Source organism: Mucilaginibacter sp. GW821-FHT07G05 (genome assembly GCF_059418565.1).
This window is the reverse complement of sequence record NZ_JBWKQC010000013.1, coordinates 69631-88075: the sequence shown is the minus strand read 5'-3', so window position 1 is coordinate 88075 and position 18445 is coordinate 69631. Positions and strand designations below refer to the sequence as shown.

Below are 18445 nucleotides of genomic sequence, written 5' to 3'. Positions count from 1 at the left end.
TGGTGTAATTGCTTTTGCTGATTTAAAGTATTGATAACGGAAAAAAATGTTATTTTTAGAATGTAAAATCTAAGCTTTATCAAACACCCCGTGCGTTATATCCTGTTATTTTGTTTTCTGTTTATTGGAATTAGCGCCTACAGCCAGCAAGATATTGAATTTCATCTCAGCGATAAATATTTACCAGGTAAAAATATAATTAAAGTAAAGCGTGATTTTGACGATCCTTACGTATGGGTATTGTCAAAAAACAATGAGGTGTATCGTATTAATAGTGAAACAAAGGAAGTAAAAGATTTTACACCGGTGTTTGCTTCCCATGCCGGACAGCAATTTATTGATATAGCGGGATGTACTAAAGATATGGTATTTGTTGCGACCAATTCTACCAGCATTGTCTTTTATAAAAACGGCGTGTTAAAAGTAATTGATGCAACTAATGGCTTATCCGGACCGGTAAACTCAATAGGTATTGAACATGTTTACTTTGGCGGCACACTTGGGCAAATACTTTACATAGGTACCCTGCATGGTATTGATCGCTATAATTTTATAACAGAAAGTATGACACCGTCTGAAGTTGATTTCAACGGACGGGTTTTTGAGGCATCTTATCGTAACACCCTAATGTCTGCCAGTAATGGCAGGGGTATCCCACCTGATGGTGCCACGGGCTACTCTATGGGAATATATGGGTTATCTACGTTTGTTAATATAGTTTGGGTTGGCGCACAGTTTGGAGATAATATTTCAAGTGCTTATTACTCAACTAATAATATAAGCAGGGGAGATGAGCGCACCTATAAAATGGAGATGTACTGGGCTACAGAAAAGGGACTATTTAAAGCACCGTGGGAGAATTATAATAACCATAATTATCAAAATTATTTGGCCGGTAAGAGCATAAATAAAGTATCATCCATTTATGGTTTGGCAATTTTTGGTTCTTACGGGAGCGCAGGGCTACGGCAGGAGAACATGCTTGTTGCTACAGATGAAGGCTTATTCTTTAGCACATCAGGATATGATCAGAACTATGACCCGGATAAATATGCCTACTACTATTGTGATGAACTTGGCAACAAAAAAGTAAATGATATATGTGTAAACGCAACGCCGATTGATCCTTACCTGTATTGCGAAAATGGTGTGTGGACGGCTACCGCTGATGGCTTATATTTTTTAACGCCAAGTTATACTCGTTTTAAAACGAGTACTCCTTTATCGGCAATTCAGTTTGAAGGGAAGTCGCCTGTTGTAAATGAAATGGAATTATGCACGGGCAATACCATTAAAATTGTTATACCACAATATCAGGCTGGGAGAGGTGCAATTGCCTGGTACAAAGACGGAGTTGTCATGTCCAGAGAAGTTGGATCAACGTTGATAGTAAAAACAGGCGGCCTTTATAGTGCAAAAATTTATGACCCGTGTTCGGGATATGGTGCTTTAACAAATGTTTTGAAAGTTACCGGTGTTGATGTAGTGTTCAGCTTTAATTACCCTAACAAGATTGTTAAATGCAAAGGCGAAACGGTAACCTTAAAAGCAGACGGTAACGATGCTTACCAATACCGCTGGTATAAAAACGGAATACTGAACGGTGTTACCGGTAAACAAATATCAGTTACAGAAACCGGTAAATATAAGATTGAGGCAAGCGCCTGCGGAGCCGGTTGGCTGCCATCAAAAGAAGTAGAAGTTAGTTTTACGACATTGCCCCGGCCAGCTATCAGCGGTGATAAAGCTAATTACTGTGTGGGCGATAAAGCCAGGTTGTTTACCGATGTGCCTACTGGTGCGGCATATACGATTAACTGGTTTCGCGATGGTGTAGCATTGCCCGAAGCACAGGATCAGGTTGATCTGATAACCGACGTGCCGGGCAATTATTCAATTTCAGTTAATAGCCTTACCGGTAGTTGCAGTGAGTCTTCTGTTATATTCCCGCTTGTTATAGGCGATCTGCCAACTATCAGTATCGAAAAGATTGGTAATTCCGCTTGGTGCGATGGTGCATCCATTAAGCTTAAAGCAACGCACAGCGCGGGCACGCTAAAATGGTCAACAGGTGAAACTACCGATGAAATTCAGGTAACCCGGGCGGGGCGGTATGCAGCCATAGTAACAACCGGAAGTTTATGTACAGCCCCGGCGAGTATTGATATTGATGTTTTGCCAAATCCTGCACTCAGCCTTGCCGATGCTACGCTTTGCGCGTACAACCATGAGCAGGTTGCCCTCACCGCCCCGGCAAATATGGCTAAATATGAATGGAACGGGCAGCCCGGTACGCAAACCTATATAGCAAGTTCAGCGGGGACGGTGTCACTGAAAGTGACCGATCAAAACGGCTGTACGGCCACACAAACCATAAACATTGCCAGCAAGTGTACCGATATAAAGTTTGCCAATACCTTTACCCCCAATGGCGATGGCATAAATGATACCTGGATAATTACCGGCCTTGATAATGATCCGTCTGCCAGTGTTAAAATATATAACCGTTACGGCGCGCTGGTGTTCGAGAGTATCGGTTACCCCGTGCCGTGGAATGGTCATCGTAAAGGCGTTAAAGTACCTGCCGGGGCCTACTATTATATCATCAATACTAAAGCAAGTCAGCAAATACTCAAAGGTTCACTCACGGTTCTGTACTAAGCATTCGCCATCAACCCGGAAAACCGGCCAGATCTTTATGGGTTATTTTCGGGTCGTCCATGCGTTCCTGCATGGCCCATACCGCCATGGCAAGCAGCACTGGCTTAAGCCCCATGCCCGATGGTGTAAGCGTGTAGGTCACATAGGGCGGCACTACGGGGCGTGCTTCACGGGTTAGCAATTTATCGGCTTCCAGCTGTTTCAGGTGCTGTATCAACATTTTTTCGGTAATGGCCGGTATGGTCTTTTTCAGTTCGCTGTAACGTTTACTGCCCGATAGTAAATGAAACAAAATGATGGGTTTCCAGTGTCCGCCTATCTTATCCATCACATACGTTACCGGGCATTCTTTAAACGCCAGGTGTTTGTTTTCCTGTAGGGTCGAACTCTCTTTAATGGCCGTCATAGCATACACACTTTAGGGTAAGTACTTGTATAAAAGTAAGTACAAATATAGCTTTGCTGACAATAAAAATTAAATAAATCAGCATGAAAATCACACTTTTAGGTTCATTGGGTAATATCAGCAAGCCCCTGGCCATACAATTAATTAAAGCCGGTCATCAGGTTAGTATCATCAGCAGCGATGCCAATAAGGCGGCCGATATAGAGGCCTTAGGCGCTACGCCCAAAATTGGTTCTATAACCGATGTGGTTTTTCTTACCGATGCTTTTACAGGTGCCGATGCCATATACACTATGGTACCGCCCAGCTATAATGCCGAAAATTTCAGGCAGCATGTTGGCGGTATCGGTAAAAACTACGCCGAAGCCATTAAACAGGCAGGCGTAACCCGCGTGGTTAACCTGAGCAGCATTGGCGCGCATTTAGATGGCGGCACAGGTCCAATTGCCGGTTTGCACGATGTGGAGCAAATTTTTAGCAAGCTGGAAAACGTAGCGATAAAACACCTGCGCGCGCCGTTCTTTTACGTTAACTTTTATGGCAATGTAGATCTCATCAAACACCAGGGCATCCTTGGCGCTAATTATCCCGGCGATGCCCGCCTGGTAATGGTGCACCCGGTCGATATTGCCGATGTAGCTGCCGAAGAAATTCAAAATGATTTTACAGGCCACAGCGTGCGTTACCTCGTAAGTGATGAGCGCACCCCCAACGAAGCCGCCGCGGTATTGGGCGCTGCCATTGGCAAACCCGAACTGCCATGGGTGGAGTTTACCGACGAACAAGCCCTTAACGGTATGCTGCAAGGCGGTTTACCCGCCGAAATGGCACGCAACTTTGTAGAAATGGGCACCGCTGTGCGCAGCGGCATTTTATGGCAATATTACGATGCCCACAAACCGGCCACATTCGGCGGCCGTAATTTTGAAAGCTTCGCGCAGGAGTTTGCCGCTGCTTTTTAACATCGCGACAGCAAACAACTAAGGGAATCGGTCTCTTTATTCTTATAAGAGGTTGATTCCCTTTTTTGTTACCTGATTATCGACACATCAGCCCGCTTCACCGATACTCTCATTAAACAGGCCGCTCTTTCGCACACCTTTACATTATAAACGTTAGGTTATGGAAAGAAAGAATTTTTTAAAGAGTTTAGTGATCAGCGCGGTATCTGCACCTGTGATATTACAGGCCTGCAAAAAGGATAGCGATTCGGCTTCGCCGGATGCTACAACTACTTCAAGCAGCACGGCAGATGGATCGGCGGAGGGTGGTTGTGTGGTAGCGCCAACCGAAACCGAGGGGCCGTTCCCAACCAAGCAGCCTGCATCTTATGTACGCAGCGATATCACGTCAGATCGTACGGGCTATAAGCTTACTATTAAAATTACCATTAATAACAGCAGCAAAAGCTGTGCGGCAGTATCAGGCGCGCTGGTTGATATATGGCATTGTGATGCCGAGGGCAATTACTCCGAATACGGTGGCTCGGGCATGCAATCTACCAATTATCAGTCAGTTCACTTTTTACGGGGCCGCCAAACTACCGATGCTAACGGACTGGTTACCTTTACTTCCATCTTCCCGGGCTGGTATAGCGGCAGGGCTACGCACATACACGTGCATGTATACAACAGCTCGGGCACGTCGTTAAAAGTTACGCAGATCGCTTTTCCCGAAGGTACAGGAACTGCCGTTGCGGCGGTAAACGGTTACTCAAAAGGCATGAGCAATTATACCTATAACAAAAGTGATAATGTGTTTAGTGATGATACTGCCGGGGTAGAAATTGCTACCGTAACCGGTAATACTACCGATGGTTTCGCGCTTTCAATAGCGCTTGCTGTACCTGCATAATTGTTCTGTTTCATAACCAGGGGTACCCGGCGAATGTTGGGTGCCCTTATTTATCCGCTCTAATGGCCAATCGTAAAATAGTATTGTGTTACCGTAAAATCATCGATGTAAATTCCGGTAAACCTTGGGAGAAGCTGGTGTTTGACGATAGCTATATGGAGTTCAGGATGCAGGTGCAAAATTTTGCCGAGGTACAAACCTATCCGTCGTACGGCGAATTGCTTAGCCATGTGCCCGAAGTAAAAAAGCTGACCCATATTGTTAGCGGCGCGGTTATGAATTATATTCAGCAATTGAACGATGTAATGCCGGATATACTGAACAATCTTGGTCGCAGGTTTTTAAAGTTTAAAACCTTTCAGTTCGAGATCATTAATTCGCATTTACACCTGAAGGATAAGCACCAAATTTCCATCAGCTTTTTTTCGGAACCGGTGTTGTGGTACGATACCATTGATAATTATTTATTGATCGGTAACGAGATACCCGCCGAAAGCCCTGTGCTTACTCACTTATTTCAGTTACAGCCTTACCTGAGCATCTATTCTGTACAAATGGTTGATTAACACTATGGAACAATCGCACGGCAAAATATTTTTGGCAGATGATCGCGGACTTACTGAAACAGCCCTCGAACGCCGGTATAGCACCTTCAATTTTGCCGGTTATTATAACGAGCATAAACAAGGGCCGGGCAGCCTTTATACCTTTAATGATGAAATGCTTGCTGCCGGGGCTTCCGTTCAGCAACAGGCTCGCTTTAGGGGTTACATGATTGTACTGCCGGTTACCGGCGCAGTACAGATCACGATAGGGGCACAAACACATGAAGCCGATGCCGGAGAAGTGCTGCTACTGCCGGTTTCCGACAACGAGGTGTTTACCCTTTCTAATCCCTATCCCGAAAACTGGGTGGATTTTATAGTGGTGCAAATAAAAGCAGATGCGGCTACACCAACATCAGCACAAAATTTCGCTTTTGATATACACGGCAACCCGGATAGTTTGGTGACTGTTGTTGATAATAATACATTGCCCTTTGCCCTGCACATTGGCCGCTTTGCCGGGCGTACGGAAGCCGTTTATTATTTAAAGGATGAACAGTCGCAGGTGTTTGCCTTCGTAATAGCCGGAGCCTTCGAGCTACAAAACAGGCTCTTGCACGAACGTGATGGGCTCGCTCTTTGGGACACCGAACAGGTGGAAGCCGAAGCACTGAGCAATAACGCTGTACTGCTGCTGATTGAGCTTAAGTAGCGTGACGGTAGTTATAATAGCAACCCTTTTAATTGTACAATAGCATAGTCGCCGCTATTGCTTATTACCTTCATAATCTCCTCGTACAATTGCTTGTTGTTTACCCCTTTGCCTTTGGTGGGCGGTACGAGGGTTTTATTTTCGATTGCTTTTTCGGTTACTTTGGTGGCAAACCAGGTTACGTTTTCGTGCGGAACGGCAACGCCCAGTATCATACCCGGCAAACCGTTGAATGATTCCGGGCCTCCCGATACATGGATCTCATCGGTATAAAAGGCAACCACATAAATAGAATCGAGCACCAGCGCGTTTGCCCGGCGACAATTGTACCCGGCAATTACCCGTGTTTCGTCGGTTATTTTCCACTTAATAGTACGCAGACTATCCTTTACCAGGTATGTACGCTCGTAAAAGTCTTTCTGAATAACTGATGAGCTTTTAGTAAGGTCAGAAAACACGATATTCAATTGGTTAGCCATTGGCGAATCATACCAGTAATATACCCAGGTATCCGCGGGCAACGGGTTGTACAGAGTAGTATTATTGCCAAAAGTCAGGGTGCTCTTCAACTTCCTGAACTGGGGCTGGGTTCTTAAATACTCTTCATAATAAGGTTTTACATCCATGGTGCTTTTGGTCACCTTCTTTTTAACCAGCGCGAACATGTTGGCGGTACGTTCAAATTCAATAACACCGCTTGTTATAAAGTGCTTGTTTTGAGCAGGCGATACCGCTGCTTTAAACATAAACACGCAAGTAAAAATATAGACTATATATTTCATGGTTGTGGTACGGGTTGTAATGATTTACCGAATTTGCTGAAATCCCACGTTACCGAAAACAGGAAGTAGCGCCTTATGGTGGTGTTGCGTTCTTCGGTAAAGTTATCGGCATTGCCGTTGCGGCTATAGCCTGTATTTTGGTTAAGCAGGTCGTTCCCCATTATCGAGATCTTCAGGCTTTCATCCTTCAAAAAAGTTCTACCAATGGTGGAGTTGATCAGGTAACGACTGAAATCGCGGTCGAACACCTTGTTTTTGGCAGTATAGCTATACCGGGCATCGCTGTTTATAAAAAAGCCATGCGGCAGCTTAAAGCTAAAACCGGCATTGGTAAGAAAACCGCGGCTGTTATTATTGATCTGCTGCAATGAGCTGGAGTTGACCACATAATTCAACCCGAAATCAAAAAAGTATGAATAGTTGGTCTTGTTCTTCCAGATGTTGATCTGCGGTGTATAGGTGGTTGATTTTGATGTATTCAACTGGTTATTAACATAATTGAACTGCGTGTTGCCGTTAACCGACATATTGATGCTCACAATAAAATCGAGCTTCGGGAAGTGGCCGTATACCTCGCTATATATGTTCCAGCTGGTGGGTTTTTTATCAATATTTACATATTGCAGCGTATTTACCCCGGCCGAATCGGTTGTACGGTTATATACAATGGCATTATAAGTATTGGAATACGAACCGTTAAGATTGATCCCCCTATCGAGGGTTGGCTGGTAAAGGCGGTAATTAGCAGAAAAGCGGTTAGAGAAGGATGATTTTAAAGCCGGATTACCAATGGTGATATTTAGGGGATCGGAGTTTTGCCTTAAAGGTTGTAGTTGATTAAATGATGGCTGGCCGCTAAAACCATAATAATTAAAATTGATGGATGCCGCCTTACTTAACTGATGGCTGAAGTAAGCATTCGGCGACCAATTGACAAACTTACGACTCAGTACCGTATCGGCAAACAGATCAGCCTGTTTTGAGTTAACCCTTGCTACATTGGCACCTATGCTGAAATAAGTACCGGTACCCGAGTAAGCCATGCCTACAGTATACCCCCCGGATTGGTTTGTAACTTTCAAGTCGTTACTGAAAAGAGAATCAAGCATATCATACCGGTTTGCTGCCGATTTGTTGAATGATAACTGGCTGTTATGGCTAACGTTACTGCTTATATTGTAGCCTGCCGATACAGTAATCTTTTTTGAAAGCGGTTCACCATAGGATACGCCCACTCCGTAATCGCTACTTTTAAAGGTGCCGGGCTTGTGTTGATCTATAAGGCTTGTATTATCTAACGTACCTTGCTCATTATAGTATTTTAGTGTTGTATTGAGGTTGTTGTTATTGTTACCTTTGCTGGCTGCTCCATAAGCATTTAAGGAGATGTAACGGCCTTTCTTTTTCAGGCGTTTCGTATAATAAACGGAACTGGATAACGAGTTATGGTCATAGTCGCCAAAGGTGGCGTTATCACTTGTGTTTTGCAAAACGCCATTGCCACGCAGGGTGGTTGTGTTGCTTTTACCATCGCTTTTACCATTAGTATTGTAAGCGCCAAAGCGGGTGTTAATGTCGGAGGTTGAATCTATTTGTGAGGTAAAGGCCCCCGATAACGATTGATTAAAATTATACCTGTGAAATGTATTGGTGCGGTTACTGGTATTAAAATTGCCCGGCAAATTATTTTGGGTAAAGGAACTACCCTCGCCATCAACACTAAATGAGCCTATTTTATAACTGGTGTTGATAGATTGCTTGTCTTTATTCCATTTGTTGCTGTAAAAAGCGCCCGCATTCCGCGACAGGGGTAAGCCTACGCCATCATAGCCGCCGTTATTGTAGCCACCGCCGCCATATTTGTTATTATCATCATCGTTTAAACCTACCTTACCCGTGTTACTAAAACTACCAAAAGCCGCAATCTTTTCTTTTGTGGTGAACTTATTCACCATTACCTGCCCTGTATTATATTTACCGGTACCGTAATCCCCCTCGGCTTTGCCAAAAATACCCTTCCTTTTATCCTCGGTGAGTTGTATGTTAATGGTTTTTATTTTTACACCATCGTCAATACCTTTCAGTTTGGCATCTTCGCTTTTTTGGTCGTATACCTGTATCTTGCTCACCATATCGGCCCGCAGGTTTTTGGTGACCAGCAGCGGGTCATCGCCAAAAAACTCCTCGCCATCTACCAGTACCTTATCAATAGCCTGCCCTTGAAATGTGATCTTCCCCCGCTGATCTATCTTCATGCCCTGTAATTGTTTCAGCAGGTCTTCCACCTTGGCATTCTTTTGCGTGATATAGGCGGCGGCGTTAAATTCAGTGGTATCGCCCTTTATTTTAATGGCTACGGCTCTCGCCTTAATGATCACCTCGTTCAATAGTTTCGAACGTAATATCATGCCTATACTATTAAAATCCTTCAGAGGATGATCGGGATCCAGCGTGAAATTCTCTACAAAGTCGGCATAGTCGGGATAGGTAACCATGAGCATGTATTTGCCCGGTTGCAGTTTGTCGATGTTAAATGCACCCTTGTCGGTATAGCTATACTTTAAAAGGATGGAATCTTTGGCATTAAGCACGCAAACAGTGGCTTTATCCAGGGAGATATTTGATGAGGTATCGGCAACCAGCCCCTTAACACCATAATTGGTTTGGGCAAAGGCAGTGGCAGAACATATTAAGCAATAGATAATAATTATTGCGCTTTTAGGCGTCATAAGGAGGTTTATGCGGGCAATATATAACTAAAAAACCAGTTTGAAAAACGATTTTGCACTATTAATAAATAATTATTAGCGTGGCAAATGCAACTATGAACCGCCGCGTAATATTACTCGCTTCGCAAATTATTAACCGGGTTTGCCCACGCGGCTTTTATGGCCTGCCAGCTTACCGCCGCAAGGCAGATGACTATACTCGCCGCCATGGTGACTAAAAATATCCACACCTCAAAGCTGGTATGGAAGGTGTATTGCGTTAGCCAGCGGTTAATATTATACCAGCTGATTGCCGAACCTATCACAAAGGCGATAATTACCAGTTTGATAAACTCCTGCGAGAGCTTTAGCCACAGATTTGCCGTGCTTGCCCCTAATACCTTGCGGATGCTGATCTCCTTGCGGCGCTGCTCGGCCGAGAAGGAGGCCAAGCCAAACAATCCCAATGCCGAAATGATGATGGCCAAAACAGTAAACAACACCGACATGGTGCCCAGCAATTTTTCGCTCCTGAACTTGGAAGCAAAGTTTTCGTCGGTAAATTTATACTCGAACGGGAAGGACGGATTATACTTGCTGTACAAGGTTTTTAATACCCCAAGATTTTTAGCGACAGATACATCAGGGTTTAACCTTAACCCGATATTGCCTGCCCAGCCAGGCACAAAGCCGATGATGGCGGGCTTCACCGATTCGTAAGGCGAAGCCCAAACAAAGTTTTTTACCACACCAACAACCGTGCGCTTAGCGTCCATCCATTTTATGGTTTGCCCTATGGGATCTTTAAGGCGCATCAGCTTTACCGCGGCTTCGTTAAGTATTACGGCTGTTGAATCGGCAGGCCTGTCGGTAGCAAAATCGCGGCCTTGCACTAAGGTAAACTGATAGGTATCAATGAAATGATATGTAACCGCGAAGCAATCAATCGGAATTTTTTCTTCGCCGGGCAACTGACCGGGCCATGTATTTTGCCAGGTGGCGTTAGTCACTGTGGTTATAGGTTCGGAGATTAACGCGCCTTCGGTAATAGCCCCGGCGTTAAGGGCATCCTGCCTGAAGCTCTCGAACTTTTCGAACATGCTGCCATCAGCAGGTAGTTCAATCAACCCGTTACGGTTATAACCCACCGGGCGATCTTTTATATAATTGATCTGCTTGTAAATGAAAATGCTCGATAGGATAAGGCATACCGCAAAGGTGAACTGCAATACCACCAGTATCTGCCTTGGTTTAGCCGCCGTGTTGGTATTTAATAGCTGACCTTTTAACACGCTCACGGGGTTAAATGCCGATAGCAACAAGGCCGGGTAGCTCCCCGCCGCCAAGCCTGTAAATAGCGTAACCGCCAAAATGGTAAGCCATACCCATACATTTTTAAACGGTACGGTGATATGGATGTTCACATAATGGGTAAAGGCAGGCAACAGCAGGGCAACCAATATCAGCGCCAATACAAAAGCCAGCAGGGTCATCAATAACGATTCGCCCATGAACTGCCTGATGAGCGCGGCCCTGCGGGCACCCATGGCCTTACGAATGCCTACCTCACGGGCACGCCTGCCCGAATGCGCGGTTGATAGGTTAATGAAATTGATACAGGCGATAACCAGTATGCCGATGGCCAAGATTAAAAACAGGCGCACATATTCGATATTGCCGCCTGCTTGAACGCCGTTCTTAAAGTCGCCATAGAGGTGCAACCGTGTAAAGGGGTACATAAACAGCTTTACATCCTTATCAGCAGCGAAGTGTTCGCCTATAAGATTTTTTATACGGGCATTAACCGCGCTAACCGAGGCGCCCTGTTTTAACAGCACATAAGTAAAATACGAATAGTAACCCCAGGTTTCATCTTTTAACCAGGGCTGCTGGGCCATAAAAGCGTTCCAGGGGATAAGTGCCTTAAAGGTAAAACTTGAATTAGCCGGGTTATCCTTAATTACCCCGCTCACCTTAAGCGGAAAACGTACATCAAACTGAACGATTTTATCTACCGGGTTTACATTGCCAAACAATGCCTTCGCGGCAGATTCGGAGAGTACAATAGTTGATTGATCTGTTAGCGCAGTGGCTTTATTGCCATATATAAAATCAAAATCGAAAATATTAAGTAATGCAGGGTCTACGGCTACGGTATTAAACTTGATGCCTTTGTCGGCATATTTTATCAGTATATCCTTGGCTTCGTTAATGCGGGCCACGCGTTCAACTTCGGGGAAATCCTGCGTTAAGGTACCTGCAAGCCGCTGTGGTGTTAAGGGCTTGGTTTTTATTTCGCCATTGCCGGGTTGGTTTTTAAATGCCTTGTAAATACGGTCGGCCTTGGTGTGGAACTTATCAAAACTGAACTCATTGTATACATACAACAGCAGCATAAAACTTACCGCCATACCAATGGCCAGTCCGCCTATGTTAATGAACGACGATACCTTGTTTTTGGCCAGGTTGCGCCAGGCTATCTTTAAGTAGTTTTTGATCATGCTGTGTGTAGGTTGGTTGCTTTGTGCGGGTTTTTACGCCGGTAATATAATTATGCACTAAGTTATTTAATATGCCGATAGCTGTAAAAGCATTTAACTTATTTTAACACAGCGGCTTTCGCTTGAATGTTGCGGGAAGGATTTTAAGAGGTTTGTTTTATTGATTGAACGCGGCATTTATAATTAAATGCTTACCCGCTTGTAGCATATGCTTTACCGGCTACGTCATCAATATAAATAACCAAAAGAATATGAGTATCACAATTTCAGAAACCAGTGTAACAGCGCCGGTAGCTTACAGAAGCTACCATGGCGGATTTTTCAGCGTATTAATTTCGCCCGAACAAACGGCGGGAGCCATGGGTATTATCGATATACGATTGCCTAAAGGTTCCGAACCACCGCCGCACATTCATTTACATGAAGACGAAACCTTTTACCTGATAGATGGCGAAGTAAGCTTTGAAATAGGCAACGAAACCATCATCGCCAAACATGGTGAAGCCGTATTCGCGCCGCGCGGCATCGCTCACCGTTTTACACTTAATACCGCCGAAGCCCGCATGCTTACCATGGTTACTCCCGGTAAGTTTGTTGATTACTTTATGGAGTTCAGCACACCGGTGGAAGGCGAACCGCAGGTAACCGCGCCGCAAGGCCCGCCACCTGCCGAAGCCATAACCTACATGGCGCAGGTACTGGATGAAAAGTATGGGGTAAAATTCGCGTAAGAAATTTCGTGGGATAATGAGAAAGCCTTTCGGAGTGATCTGAGAGGCTTTTTTAAAATTCCCTTAACAAGATTTAAATATCTTTCTACATTTTTCTAAGAACTTCAGTTCTCCAGTGATATAACCCCAAAGGCGTGTACACCCCGCCCTTCAGAAAACGCTCTAAAAACTCAGCGAAATTTACAGTTAGCACAGCTTTTGTGTAGGTGGAATCCGTATGCGAAATACTATAATTCTTCCCTTCTATTTCCAACTGCCACATATCACAGTAGATAAGATATTCGGCTATGTAAATATTATGATCATCATTCTGGCCTTTCTGTTCTATCATTTCATCAAGGGGAATAATTCTGAATAGATCTTCTTCCGATTCAAAGCCATTACAGAACAAGTAGAATTCTTTGATATCATCCGGAAGTTTAACATTAAACGTCGTTTCAAATTTGTTAATAAGCTCAAGCGAAGCGGGCCAATAGAGCGTTATGTCGGTTTGATCTATGTGGTTTTTTAAATAGGTGATTATTTCGGGTATCGACATGTGCGATGATTTATAAAGGTAATAGTGGGTATTGTTGCGATAAATTCAGATTTGAAATTTATATGGGCTAAGGATTTAAAATGCAACTCTCTTTTTTAACATCTTTTGTATTAGCAAAAAGATAGTAGCCGCTAACATAGCTACAACTATATCCAGAAATAAGCTTAATGGTAGAAACTGTGTTTTATTTTTATGTGCCAACGTTGATTTTCCACCTGAATATTGATAAAATATCTTTGGGAAACCATAGCTGTCAATCCCATCCGAAGCGGCCTGATTATTCATCGTAATCAATGTTAATAAAACAAAAATTACGATGCTGCAAATAAGAAATGTTTTCATACCTGATTTATAATATAGGTTTAGCCATCGCCGATCTTAATTTATCTAACTCGCCATTTAAAAGAAGTGTATATAGTTTTTCAACTTCGGTCCAGTTGTCCACGTGTTTTATAATGGGGTTACGGTCGTCTCCATCGAAAACAGCGGTTACTCTTAAATCTTTTTCCGCTTCCATCACAACTTCATCATCATTTATGCCTACCCAAAATGCGCCGTGTTCGTCGTCCATCTGTTGCGTTTCTTCAATAACTGTTTTAATATCGTCAAGAGTAGGGTTATCTATATAGTCGCTCCAGGCTCTTTGCAGGTAACTGTTCATGCTGTATGTTATATATCTGTTTAATTATATTTATTGCCCGGCATAAATGAAAATATACTTAAGCACTACTGCTAACGGAACAAGGAACGGCAATCCAAACGAGAACCAGTAACCTAATTTATAGAGTCGTACTCTAAAGGCGTCGTTATCTGCCGTATTAAAGCCGGCATCTACCGCGTAGCCCAAAGTATAAAACAGATTGGCCACTCCCATCATAATTAAATAGCCTATACCCTGAAAAAATATGGTGAATAGTGTTATCTCAAATTCCTCATCATAGGGCGCTATGAGGAAACTGCCTAAAATGACATACAGCACAAATGCCGATATACCTGCTATAACTAAGCCCGTGTTATAATGCAAGCGCCTTTTTTGCCACCAGACAAGGCTGATCTGTTGCCTGTTAAAATTGTTCTGTGTAAAATTATCTGGGGTTGACATGATAAGGATAGCAGGCTGATTTCAAATTTATATTCACTAAATATATGGAATAATTCAGTTCAAGTGTAGATATGCAAGGTATATCAATTGTATCATCCAAATGTGAATATATGTTAAATGCCTTGAGCAGTAAAAGCAATCCGCTTATATTTAGTGCAACTAACAAACGCTGCCGTTATCCGCACAAAAAATGAAAAAAATACTCGTTCTCGCATGCTGTTTGCTGCAAACCGCGGCCCTTATCGCCCAGCAAAAATTCACTATTCATGGTAAAGTTGAAAGACTTACCAAAAGCAATAACATCCGCCTGGGTAGTTTTATCATCCCCATAAAAAGCGACGGAACCTTTGAGTTCAGCGGAGAAGTACCCGCGGCAAGCGAAGCGTTTATTTCTACTGATAGTTCTTCTTTGTATAAAATATGGTTGGAGAAAGGTAACTATATGCTTCAATGCAACGAATACCGTAATCCCGAAAGTAAATACGTGCTGTTTAATTCTAAAATAACGAGCGGTCCTAACGAAGCTACCGTGTTAGATGATTTTACGCGACAAACCTATATTGGCTTTATTGCTAAAAACGCCCCCGGTGGCAGGGCCGAGCAGCAAAAAGCCGCCAGCCAGTATATGGATGCTATTTTTAAGAAACACCCTAACTTTAAATCGTTACCCGGTATGGTAAGCAGCGTGCGTTATTTTGTGGGCGATAGCATCACCAAAAAATATATCAGCATGCTTACTCCCGAAATGAAGAAAGACGATAACATTGCGGGCCTGGAAAAAGACCTGAACAGGCAGGAGAAAATAGACAAGGAAAAGGTTTTTGAAGATTTTACCATGCGCACCATTGATGGCAAGGAGTTCAAGCTGTCATCATTAAAAGATAAAAAGCTTATTCTGATTGATTTTTGGGCAAGCTCTTGCGCGCCCTGCCGTGCCGAACACCCCAAATACATAGAGTGGTATAAAAAGTATGCCGATAAAGGGCTTGAAATTGTGAGTGTTTCTATTGATGATAAATCAGAAGCCTGGTTAAACGCCATTAAACAGGACAACATCAATACCTGGGTAAATGTATCTGAATTACAGGGCTGGAATGGCAAGTTGGTAAGTGACTACTTTATCACCTTCATTCCCTTCCGTTTTTTGCTGAACGGCGATAGAAAAATAATTAAAGTTTACGATAACAGCCGACTTACAGAACAGGATATTATAGCGAATCTGAAATAAAGCAATCCGAAATAACTAAAGTTTAACTGAGCAATTTGCCTTGGCAAAATAGCTTTTATGGTGAGTTGCGAAAAACCAAACACAATTGCCTTGTAGCTGCAATTACATTCACATCTGCGTTTTGTATATTCTCGGTAGCTTCTATGATTAACCCGAGTTCTGTTTTGCCGCTTTTCAAGCTATCTACAAATTCAACTGACTTAATCTTATACTCAATGTAAGTTCCATCAACATATAACCTGATAATATAGCCTTTATTAACATGGCCATCTATAATTTCACCTACCAATACCAATCCTCGTCCGGTTAGTTTAAAGGCATTGCTTAGCTGAAATTTAGCGACTACACCGGTCATTGTGATTTTGTATAAGTTGATGATTCTAATATAGCTACTATATTAGAATCATCAAGCTTTATAGTTTGACAACACAAATATCTCTCCCGTTTAAATTTTATATTAAGCGAAGTTTGCAGATAAATTAAATATGCACCTGCTTCTTGCTATTTGTCTTTTTTGCTTTTAACAATAAAAGAATAAGTAAAAAGAAATTCAGAACTTTACAGCGCACGTAACTAAACTGAAAAACAACCAACATCCTATGAAAAAGAATAAGGTTCTGTTAGTCTGCCTGTTTGTTATAAACGCTGTTTTGGCCACGGCGCAAGCGCAAAAGCTGGATGGCGTATACGTGGGGGCGCAATTGTATTCAACCCCTTACAATGGTATGCAGATAGAAAACATTGCGGTCTATTTTAGAAACGATGGTACCTATACCGATAAACTGAACATCAAAAACTGGAAAACTAATGTTACCGGCAAATACACCATTAGCAATGGTATAGTGCAGTTTACCTTTGATAAGGCTATTAAAAAGTACAAGCTAAGTGCGAACGGCAACCTCGAAAGTACATCGGGCATTAAGCATACCTTGCACAAAGTGAAGAATGTAAGTATGTTGGCCGCGGCGGGTTACGAAATGAAATCGGCATCAAGCAGTGGTGGTATGGGCACGGGGATGCCTAATGTGGGTGCCTTCTCGTCCGACTATCTTTATTTCGACGGCAAGGGAAATTTCTCGACAGATCATTCGGGCGTGGTAGGTATTGGCGGCGATGTTGCAGGCGGTACCATTGGCGGCAAAACAAATACCAACAGCAAAACACTGGGTACTTACAAGCTTAGTCCGGGAGAGATCACGCTTACCTTTAGCAATGGCACCGTTAATAAGCATAGCTTTTTCTACAGTCCGCCTAACGAGGAGGATATGATCATACTGGATGGCAACTTCTACTTTCGGCAGGAGGGTGAAAAACCTGTAGCCAATACAAAGCAGCCTGTTACTAATACTACCAAAACGCAGGCCAATGCTACAAAAGCATCAGGTGGGCTGCCATCGCCGGCTTTGCTGTTGAGCAAGCTGCGCGAAGCCTGTGGAGGCGCGGGTATAGATAAAATCACCACGGTAAAAGAAATGGCATCTATAACGGGCAACCTGCAAGCGGTAACTTTTACCGATATTGCCGCTAATAAACTGCGCGTAGAAATAAGGCAGAATGGCAAACTATTAATGGTGAAACAACTGGAAGGCAACGACGGCTGGCAATGGGTGAACGGCGCTAAAAAGCCGCTATCGCAAAGTGATAAAACCGAAATGATGCTGAGCTTGTACCAGGGCATACTGGGTTTGCATAAAAAGCTGAACAAGAATTTCCTGGCGGGAACGGTATCCGAATCAAAGGGCGATTATATGCTTACTTTTTTTGTAAACAATAACAAGCTCATTTATATGGTTGGCAGCGATTATAAGCTGAAGGCCAATGCCTACACGGTTAATAACACGCCTAATTATTCGGTATACCGCGATTTTGTTGAGAAGGGCGACATAAGTTATCCCTCGGTTACCGAATCGTCCGACGGGAAGAACACCATTACGGTTACCACCACGGCTATTGAGTTTAACCCTGCATTTACCGATGCAAACTGGCAGGCACCATGAGCAAAAAATGGTTAACACGCGGCAATATCCTGAACGCCTTATTTTTCGCCGTTATACTGGCTCTCCTGTTCGTTCCTGCGGCAAAAGCATTGCTAATACGTGGTTTAATGCAGGTGGGCTTGTTTCAGCCCGATGTGGCTGATAGCTCAACTAAAAATATACAGGCTGCCAATGTAGTGTTTCACGATGCGCGGGGACGACAGTTTCACCTCGAAAGCCTGAAAGGCAAAGTTGTATTTATTAACTTTTGGGCTACCTGGTGTCTGCCTTGCCTGGCAGAAATGCCCGCCATAAATGAAATGCACACGCAACTGAAAGCCGACACCAACATTGTTGTGCTGGCAGTAGATACCGATGGCGACCTTAAAAAATCGGCAGCATTTATGGCGAAACACCATTACAATTTGCCGGTGTACGCGGCCGAGAGCGCTATACCGCAAACCATGGCGGGCAGCAGCATACCAGCCACCGTGGTAATCAATAAAAAAGGACAGATCGTTTTCAGGCACGATGGCACGGCGGATTATTCTTCGTTGAAATTCATCGCTTTGCTGAAACGCTTGTCGGCAGAGTAACCACAGGTGTTGGGAAGATGATTTTTTTGTCATTTCGAACGAGGTACGAGGAGAAATCTTCTGCTCGGAGCAAGTAGCAGACTTACAGGGCGAAGAAGATCTCTC

Annotated in this window: 18 protein-coding genes; 9 read left to right on the top strand and 9 right to left on the bottom strand. The window is 43.5% G+C overall.

Annotation, left to right across the window (positions count from 1 at the left end; genetic code table 11):
* The first annotated feature begins 90 nt into the window (after positions 1-90).
* Positions 91-2661, top strand: a complete 2571-nt coding sequence (locus AC07NA_RS24330) for a T9SS type B sorting domain-containing protein (protein WP_494900482.1) — start codon at positions 91-93, stop codon at positions 2659-2661.
* A 10-nt stretch (positions 2662-2671) separates the two neighbouring features.
* Here AC07NA_RS24330 and AC07NA_RS24325 read toward each other — a convergent pair whose 3' ends face one another.
* On the bottom strand, positions 2672-3067 hold the full coding sequence (locus AC07NA_RS24325; protein WP_494900481.1) for a winged helix-turn-helix transcriptional regulator: 396 nt from the start codon (positions 3065-3067) through the stop codon (positions 2672-2674).
* Positions 3068-3150: 83 nt separating this feature from the next.
* Between AC07NA_RS24325 and AC07NA_RS24320 the strand changes: the two genes are divergently transcribed.
* The 4 genes from AC07NA_RS24320 to AC07NA_RS24305 all read left to right on the top strand — a co-directional run bounded on the left by AC07NA_RS24320 (position 3151) and on the right by AC07NA_RS24305 (position 6178).
* Positions 3151-4029 carry an NmrA family NAD(P)-binding protein gene (locus AC07NA_RS24320; RefSeq protein WP_494900479.1) on the top strand — a complete coding sequence of 293 codons (879 nt, stop codon included), beginning with the start codon at positions 3151-3153 and terminating at the stop codon, positions 4027-4029.
* A 160-nt stretch (positions 4030-4189) separates the two neighbouring features.
* Complete coding sequence (locus AC07NA_RS24315) at positions 4190-4921, top strand: dioxygenase family protein (protein WP_494900478.1); 732 nt, start codon at positions 4190-4192, stop codon at positions 4919-4921.
* Positions 4922-4983: 62 nt separating this feature from the next.
* Positions 4984-5487 (top strand): hypothetical protein, encoded by a 504-nt coding sequence (locus AC07NA_RS24310; protein WP_494900477.1) that lies wholly within the window; start codon positions 4984-4986, stop codon positions 5485-5487.
* Between the two features lie 4 nt (positions 5488-5491).
* Complete coding sequence (locus AC07NA_RS24305; RefSeq protein WP_494900476.1) at positions 5492-6178, top strand: pirin family protein; 687 nt, start codon at positions 5492-5494, stop codon at positions 6176-6178.
* Positions 6179-6189: 11 nt separating this feature from the next.
* Here the strand turns inward: AC07NA_RS24305 and AC07NA_RS24300 are convergent, their stop codons facing one another.
* From AC07NA_RS24300 to AC07NA_RS24290, 3 genes are all read right to left on the bottom strand, one after another.
* Positions 6190-6960 (bottom strand): GLPGLI family protein, encoded by a 771-nt coding sequence (locus AC07NA_RS24300; protein WP_494900474.1) that lies wholly within the window; start codon positions 6958-6960, stop codon positions 6190-6192.
* Positions 6957-9689 carry a TonB-dependent receptor gene (locus AC07NA_RS24295; RefSeq protein WP_494900472.1) on the bottom strand — a complete coding sequence of 911 codons (2733 nt, stop codon included), beginning with the start codon at positions 9687-9689 and terminating at the stop codon, positions 6957-6959. Before AC07NA_RS24295 ends, AC07NA_RS24300 begins: the two co-directional genes overlap by 4 nt.
* A 113-nt stretch (positions 9690-9802) precedes the next feature.
* Entirely contained in the window at positions 9803-12169 is a 2367-nt protein-coding gene (locus AC07NA_RS24290) for an ABC transporter permease (RefSeq protein WP_494900470.1), read from the bottom strand.
* A 251-nt stretch (positions 12170-12420) separates the two neighbouring features.
* On the opposite strand from AC07NA_RS24290, the gene AC07NA_RS24285 reads away from it, so the two are divergent.
* On the top strand, positions 12421-12900 hold the full coding sequence (locus AC07NA_RS24285) for a cupin domain-containing protein (protein WP_494900468.1): 480 nt from the start codon (positions 12421-12423) through the stop codon (positions 12898-12900).
* A gap of 85 nt (positions 12901-12985) precedes the next feature.
* Here the strand turns inward: AC07NA_RS24285 and AC07NA_RS24280 are convergent, their stop codons facing one another.
* From AC07NA_RS24280 to AC07NA_RS24265, 4 genes are all read right to left on the bottom strand, one after another.
* Positions 12986-13438, bottom strand: a complete 453-nt coding sequence (locus tag AC07NA_RS24280) for an SMI1/KNR4 family protein (RefSeq protein ID WP_494900464.1) — start codon at positions 13436-13438, stop codon at positions 12986-12988.
* Positions 13439-13513: 75 nt separating this feature from the next.
* Positions 13514-13723, bottom strand: coding sequence for a hypothetical protein (locus tag AC07NA_RS24275; protein ID WP_494900462.1), 210 nt, complete (start codon positions 13721-13723; stop codon positions 13514-13516).
* Between the two features lie 64 nt (positions 13724-13787).
* Positions 13788-14099: a hypothetical protein gene (locus tag AC07NA_RS24270; RefSeq protein WP_494900460.1), complete on the bottom strand. Its 312-nt coding sequence runs from the start codon at positions 14097-14099 to the stop codon at positions 13788-13790.
* A gap of 30 nt (positions 14100-14129) precedes the next feature.
* Positions 14130-14540 (bottom strand): hypothetical protein, encoded by a 411-nt coding sequence (locus tag AC07NA_RS24265; RefSeq protein WP_494900458.1) that lies wholly within the window; start codon positions 14538-14540, stop codon positions 14130-14132.
* A 190-nt stretch (positions 14541-14730) separates the two neighbouring features.
* Between AC07NA_RS24265 and AC07NA_RS24260 the strand changes: the two genes are divergently transcribed.
* Positions 14731-15768 (top strand): redoxin domain-containing protein, encoded by a 1038-nt coding sequence (locus AC07NA_RS24260; RefSeq protein ID WP_494900456.1) that lies wholly within the window; start codon positions 14731-14733, stop codon positions 15766-15768.
* Positions 15769-15823: 55 nt separating this feature from the next.
* Here the strand turns inward: AC07NA_RS24260 and AC07NA_RS24255 are convergent, their stop codons facing one another.
* The gene (locus AC07NA_RS24255) at positions 15824-16123 is read right to left on the bottom strand and encodes a hypothetical protein (protein ID WP_494900454.1); all 300 of its coding nucleotides are present in this window, start codon (positions 16121-16123) and stop codon (positions 15824-15826) included.
* Positions 16124-16367: 244 nt separating this feature from the next.
* Between AC07NA_RS24255 and AC07NA_RS24250 the strand changes: the two genes are divergently transcribed.
* Complete coding sequence (locus AC07NA_RS24250; RefSeq protein WP_494900452.1) at positions 16368-17765, top strand: hypothetical protein; 1398 nt, start codon at positions 16368-16370, stop codon at positions 17763-17765.
* Positions 17762-18340, top strand: coding sequence for a TlpA family protein disulfide reductase (locus AC07NA_RS24245; protein ID WP_494900451.1), 579 nt, complete (start codon positions 17762-17764; stop codon positions 18338-18340). Before AC07NA_RS24250 ends, AC07NA_RS24245 begins: the two co-directional genes overlap by 4 nt.
* The last annotated feature ends 105 nt before the right edge of the window (positions 18341-18445 follow it).

What these genes read in the sequence shown, in the direction of transcription:
- AC07NA_RS24245 (WP_494900451.1), top strand. Translation starts at nt 17,762, where the DNA reads ATGAGCAAAAAATGGTTAACACGCGGCAATATCCTGAACGCCTTATTT.
- AC07NA_RS24305 (WP_494900476.1), top strand. Translation starts at nt 5,492, where the DNA reads ATGGAACAATCGCACGGCAAAATATTTTTGGCAGATGATCGCGGACTT.
- AC07NA_RS24260 (WP_494900456.1), top strand. Translation starts at nt 14,731, where the DNA reads ATGAAAAAAATACTCGTTCTCGCATGCTGTTTGCTGCAAACCGCGGCC.
- AC07NA_RS24280 (WP_494900464.1), bottom strand. Translation starts at nt 13,438, where the DNA reads ATGTCGATACCCGAAATAATCACCTATTTAAAAAACCACATAGATCAA.
- AC07NA_RS24275 (WP_494900462.1), bottom strand. Translation starts at nt 13,723, where the DNA reads ATGAATAATCAGGCCGCTTCGGATGGGATTGACAGCTATGGTTTCCCA.
- AC07NA_RS24320 (WP_494900479.1), top strand. Translation starts at nt 3,151, where the DNA reads ATGAAAATCACACTTTTAGGTTCATTGGGTAATATCAGCAAGCCCCTG.
- AC07NA_RS24325 (WP_494900481.1), bottom strand. Translation starts at nt 3,067, where the DNA reads ATGACGGCCATTAAAGAGAGTTCGACCCTACAGGAAAACAAACACCTG.
- AC07NA_RS24265 (WP_494900458.1), bottom strand. Translation starts at nt 14,540, where the DNA reads ATGTCAACCCCAGATAATTTTACACAGAACAATTTTAACAGGCAACAG.
- AC07NA_RS24255 (WP_494900454.1), bottom strand. Translation starts at nt 16,123, where the DNA reads ATGACCGGTGTAGTCGCTAAATTTCAGCTAAGCAATGCCTTTAAACTA.
- AC07NA_RS24295 (WP_494900472.1), bottom strand. Translation starts at nt 9,689, where the DNA reads ATGACGCCTAAAAGCGCAATAATTATTATCTATTGCTTAATATGTTCT.
- AC07NA_RS24285 (WP_494900468.1), top strand. Translation starts at nt 12,421, where the DNA reads ATGAGTATCACAATTTCAGAAACCAGTGTAACAGCGCCGGTAGCTTAC.
- AC07NA_RS24310 (WP_494900477.1), top strand. Translation starts at nt 4,984, where the DNA reads ATGGCCAATCGTAAAATAGTATTGTGTTACCGTAAAATCATCGATGTA.
- AC07NA_RS24315 (WP_494900478.1), top strand. Translation starts at nt 4,190, where the DNA reads ATGGAAAGAAAGAATTTTTTAAAGAGTTTAGTGATCAGCGCGGTATCT.
- AC07NA_RS24270 (WP_494900460.1), bottom strand. Translation starts at nt 14,099, where the DNA reads ATGAACAGTTACCTGCAAAGAGCCTGGAGCGACTATATAGATAACCCT.
- AC07NA_RS24300 (WP_494900474.1), bottom strand. Translation starts at nt 6,960, where the DNA reads ATGAAATATATAGTCTATATTTTTACTTGCGTGTTTATGTTTAAAGCA.
- AC07NA_RS24250 (WP_494900452.1), top strand. Translation starts at nt 16,368, where the DNA reads ATGAAAAAGAATAAGGTTCTGTTAGTCTGCCTGTTTGTTATAAACGCT.
- AC07NA_RS24290 (WP_494900470.1), bottom strand. Translation starts at nt 12,169, where the DNA reads ATGATCAAAAACTACTTAAAGATAGCCTGGCGCAACCTGGCCAAAAAC.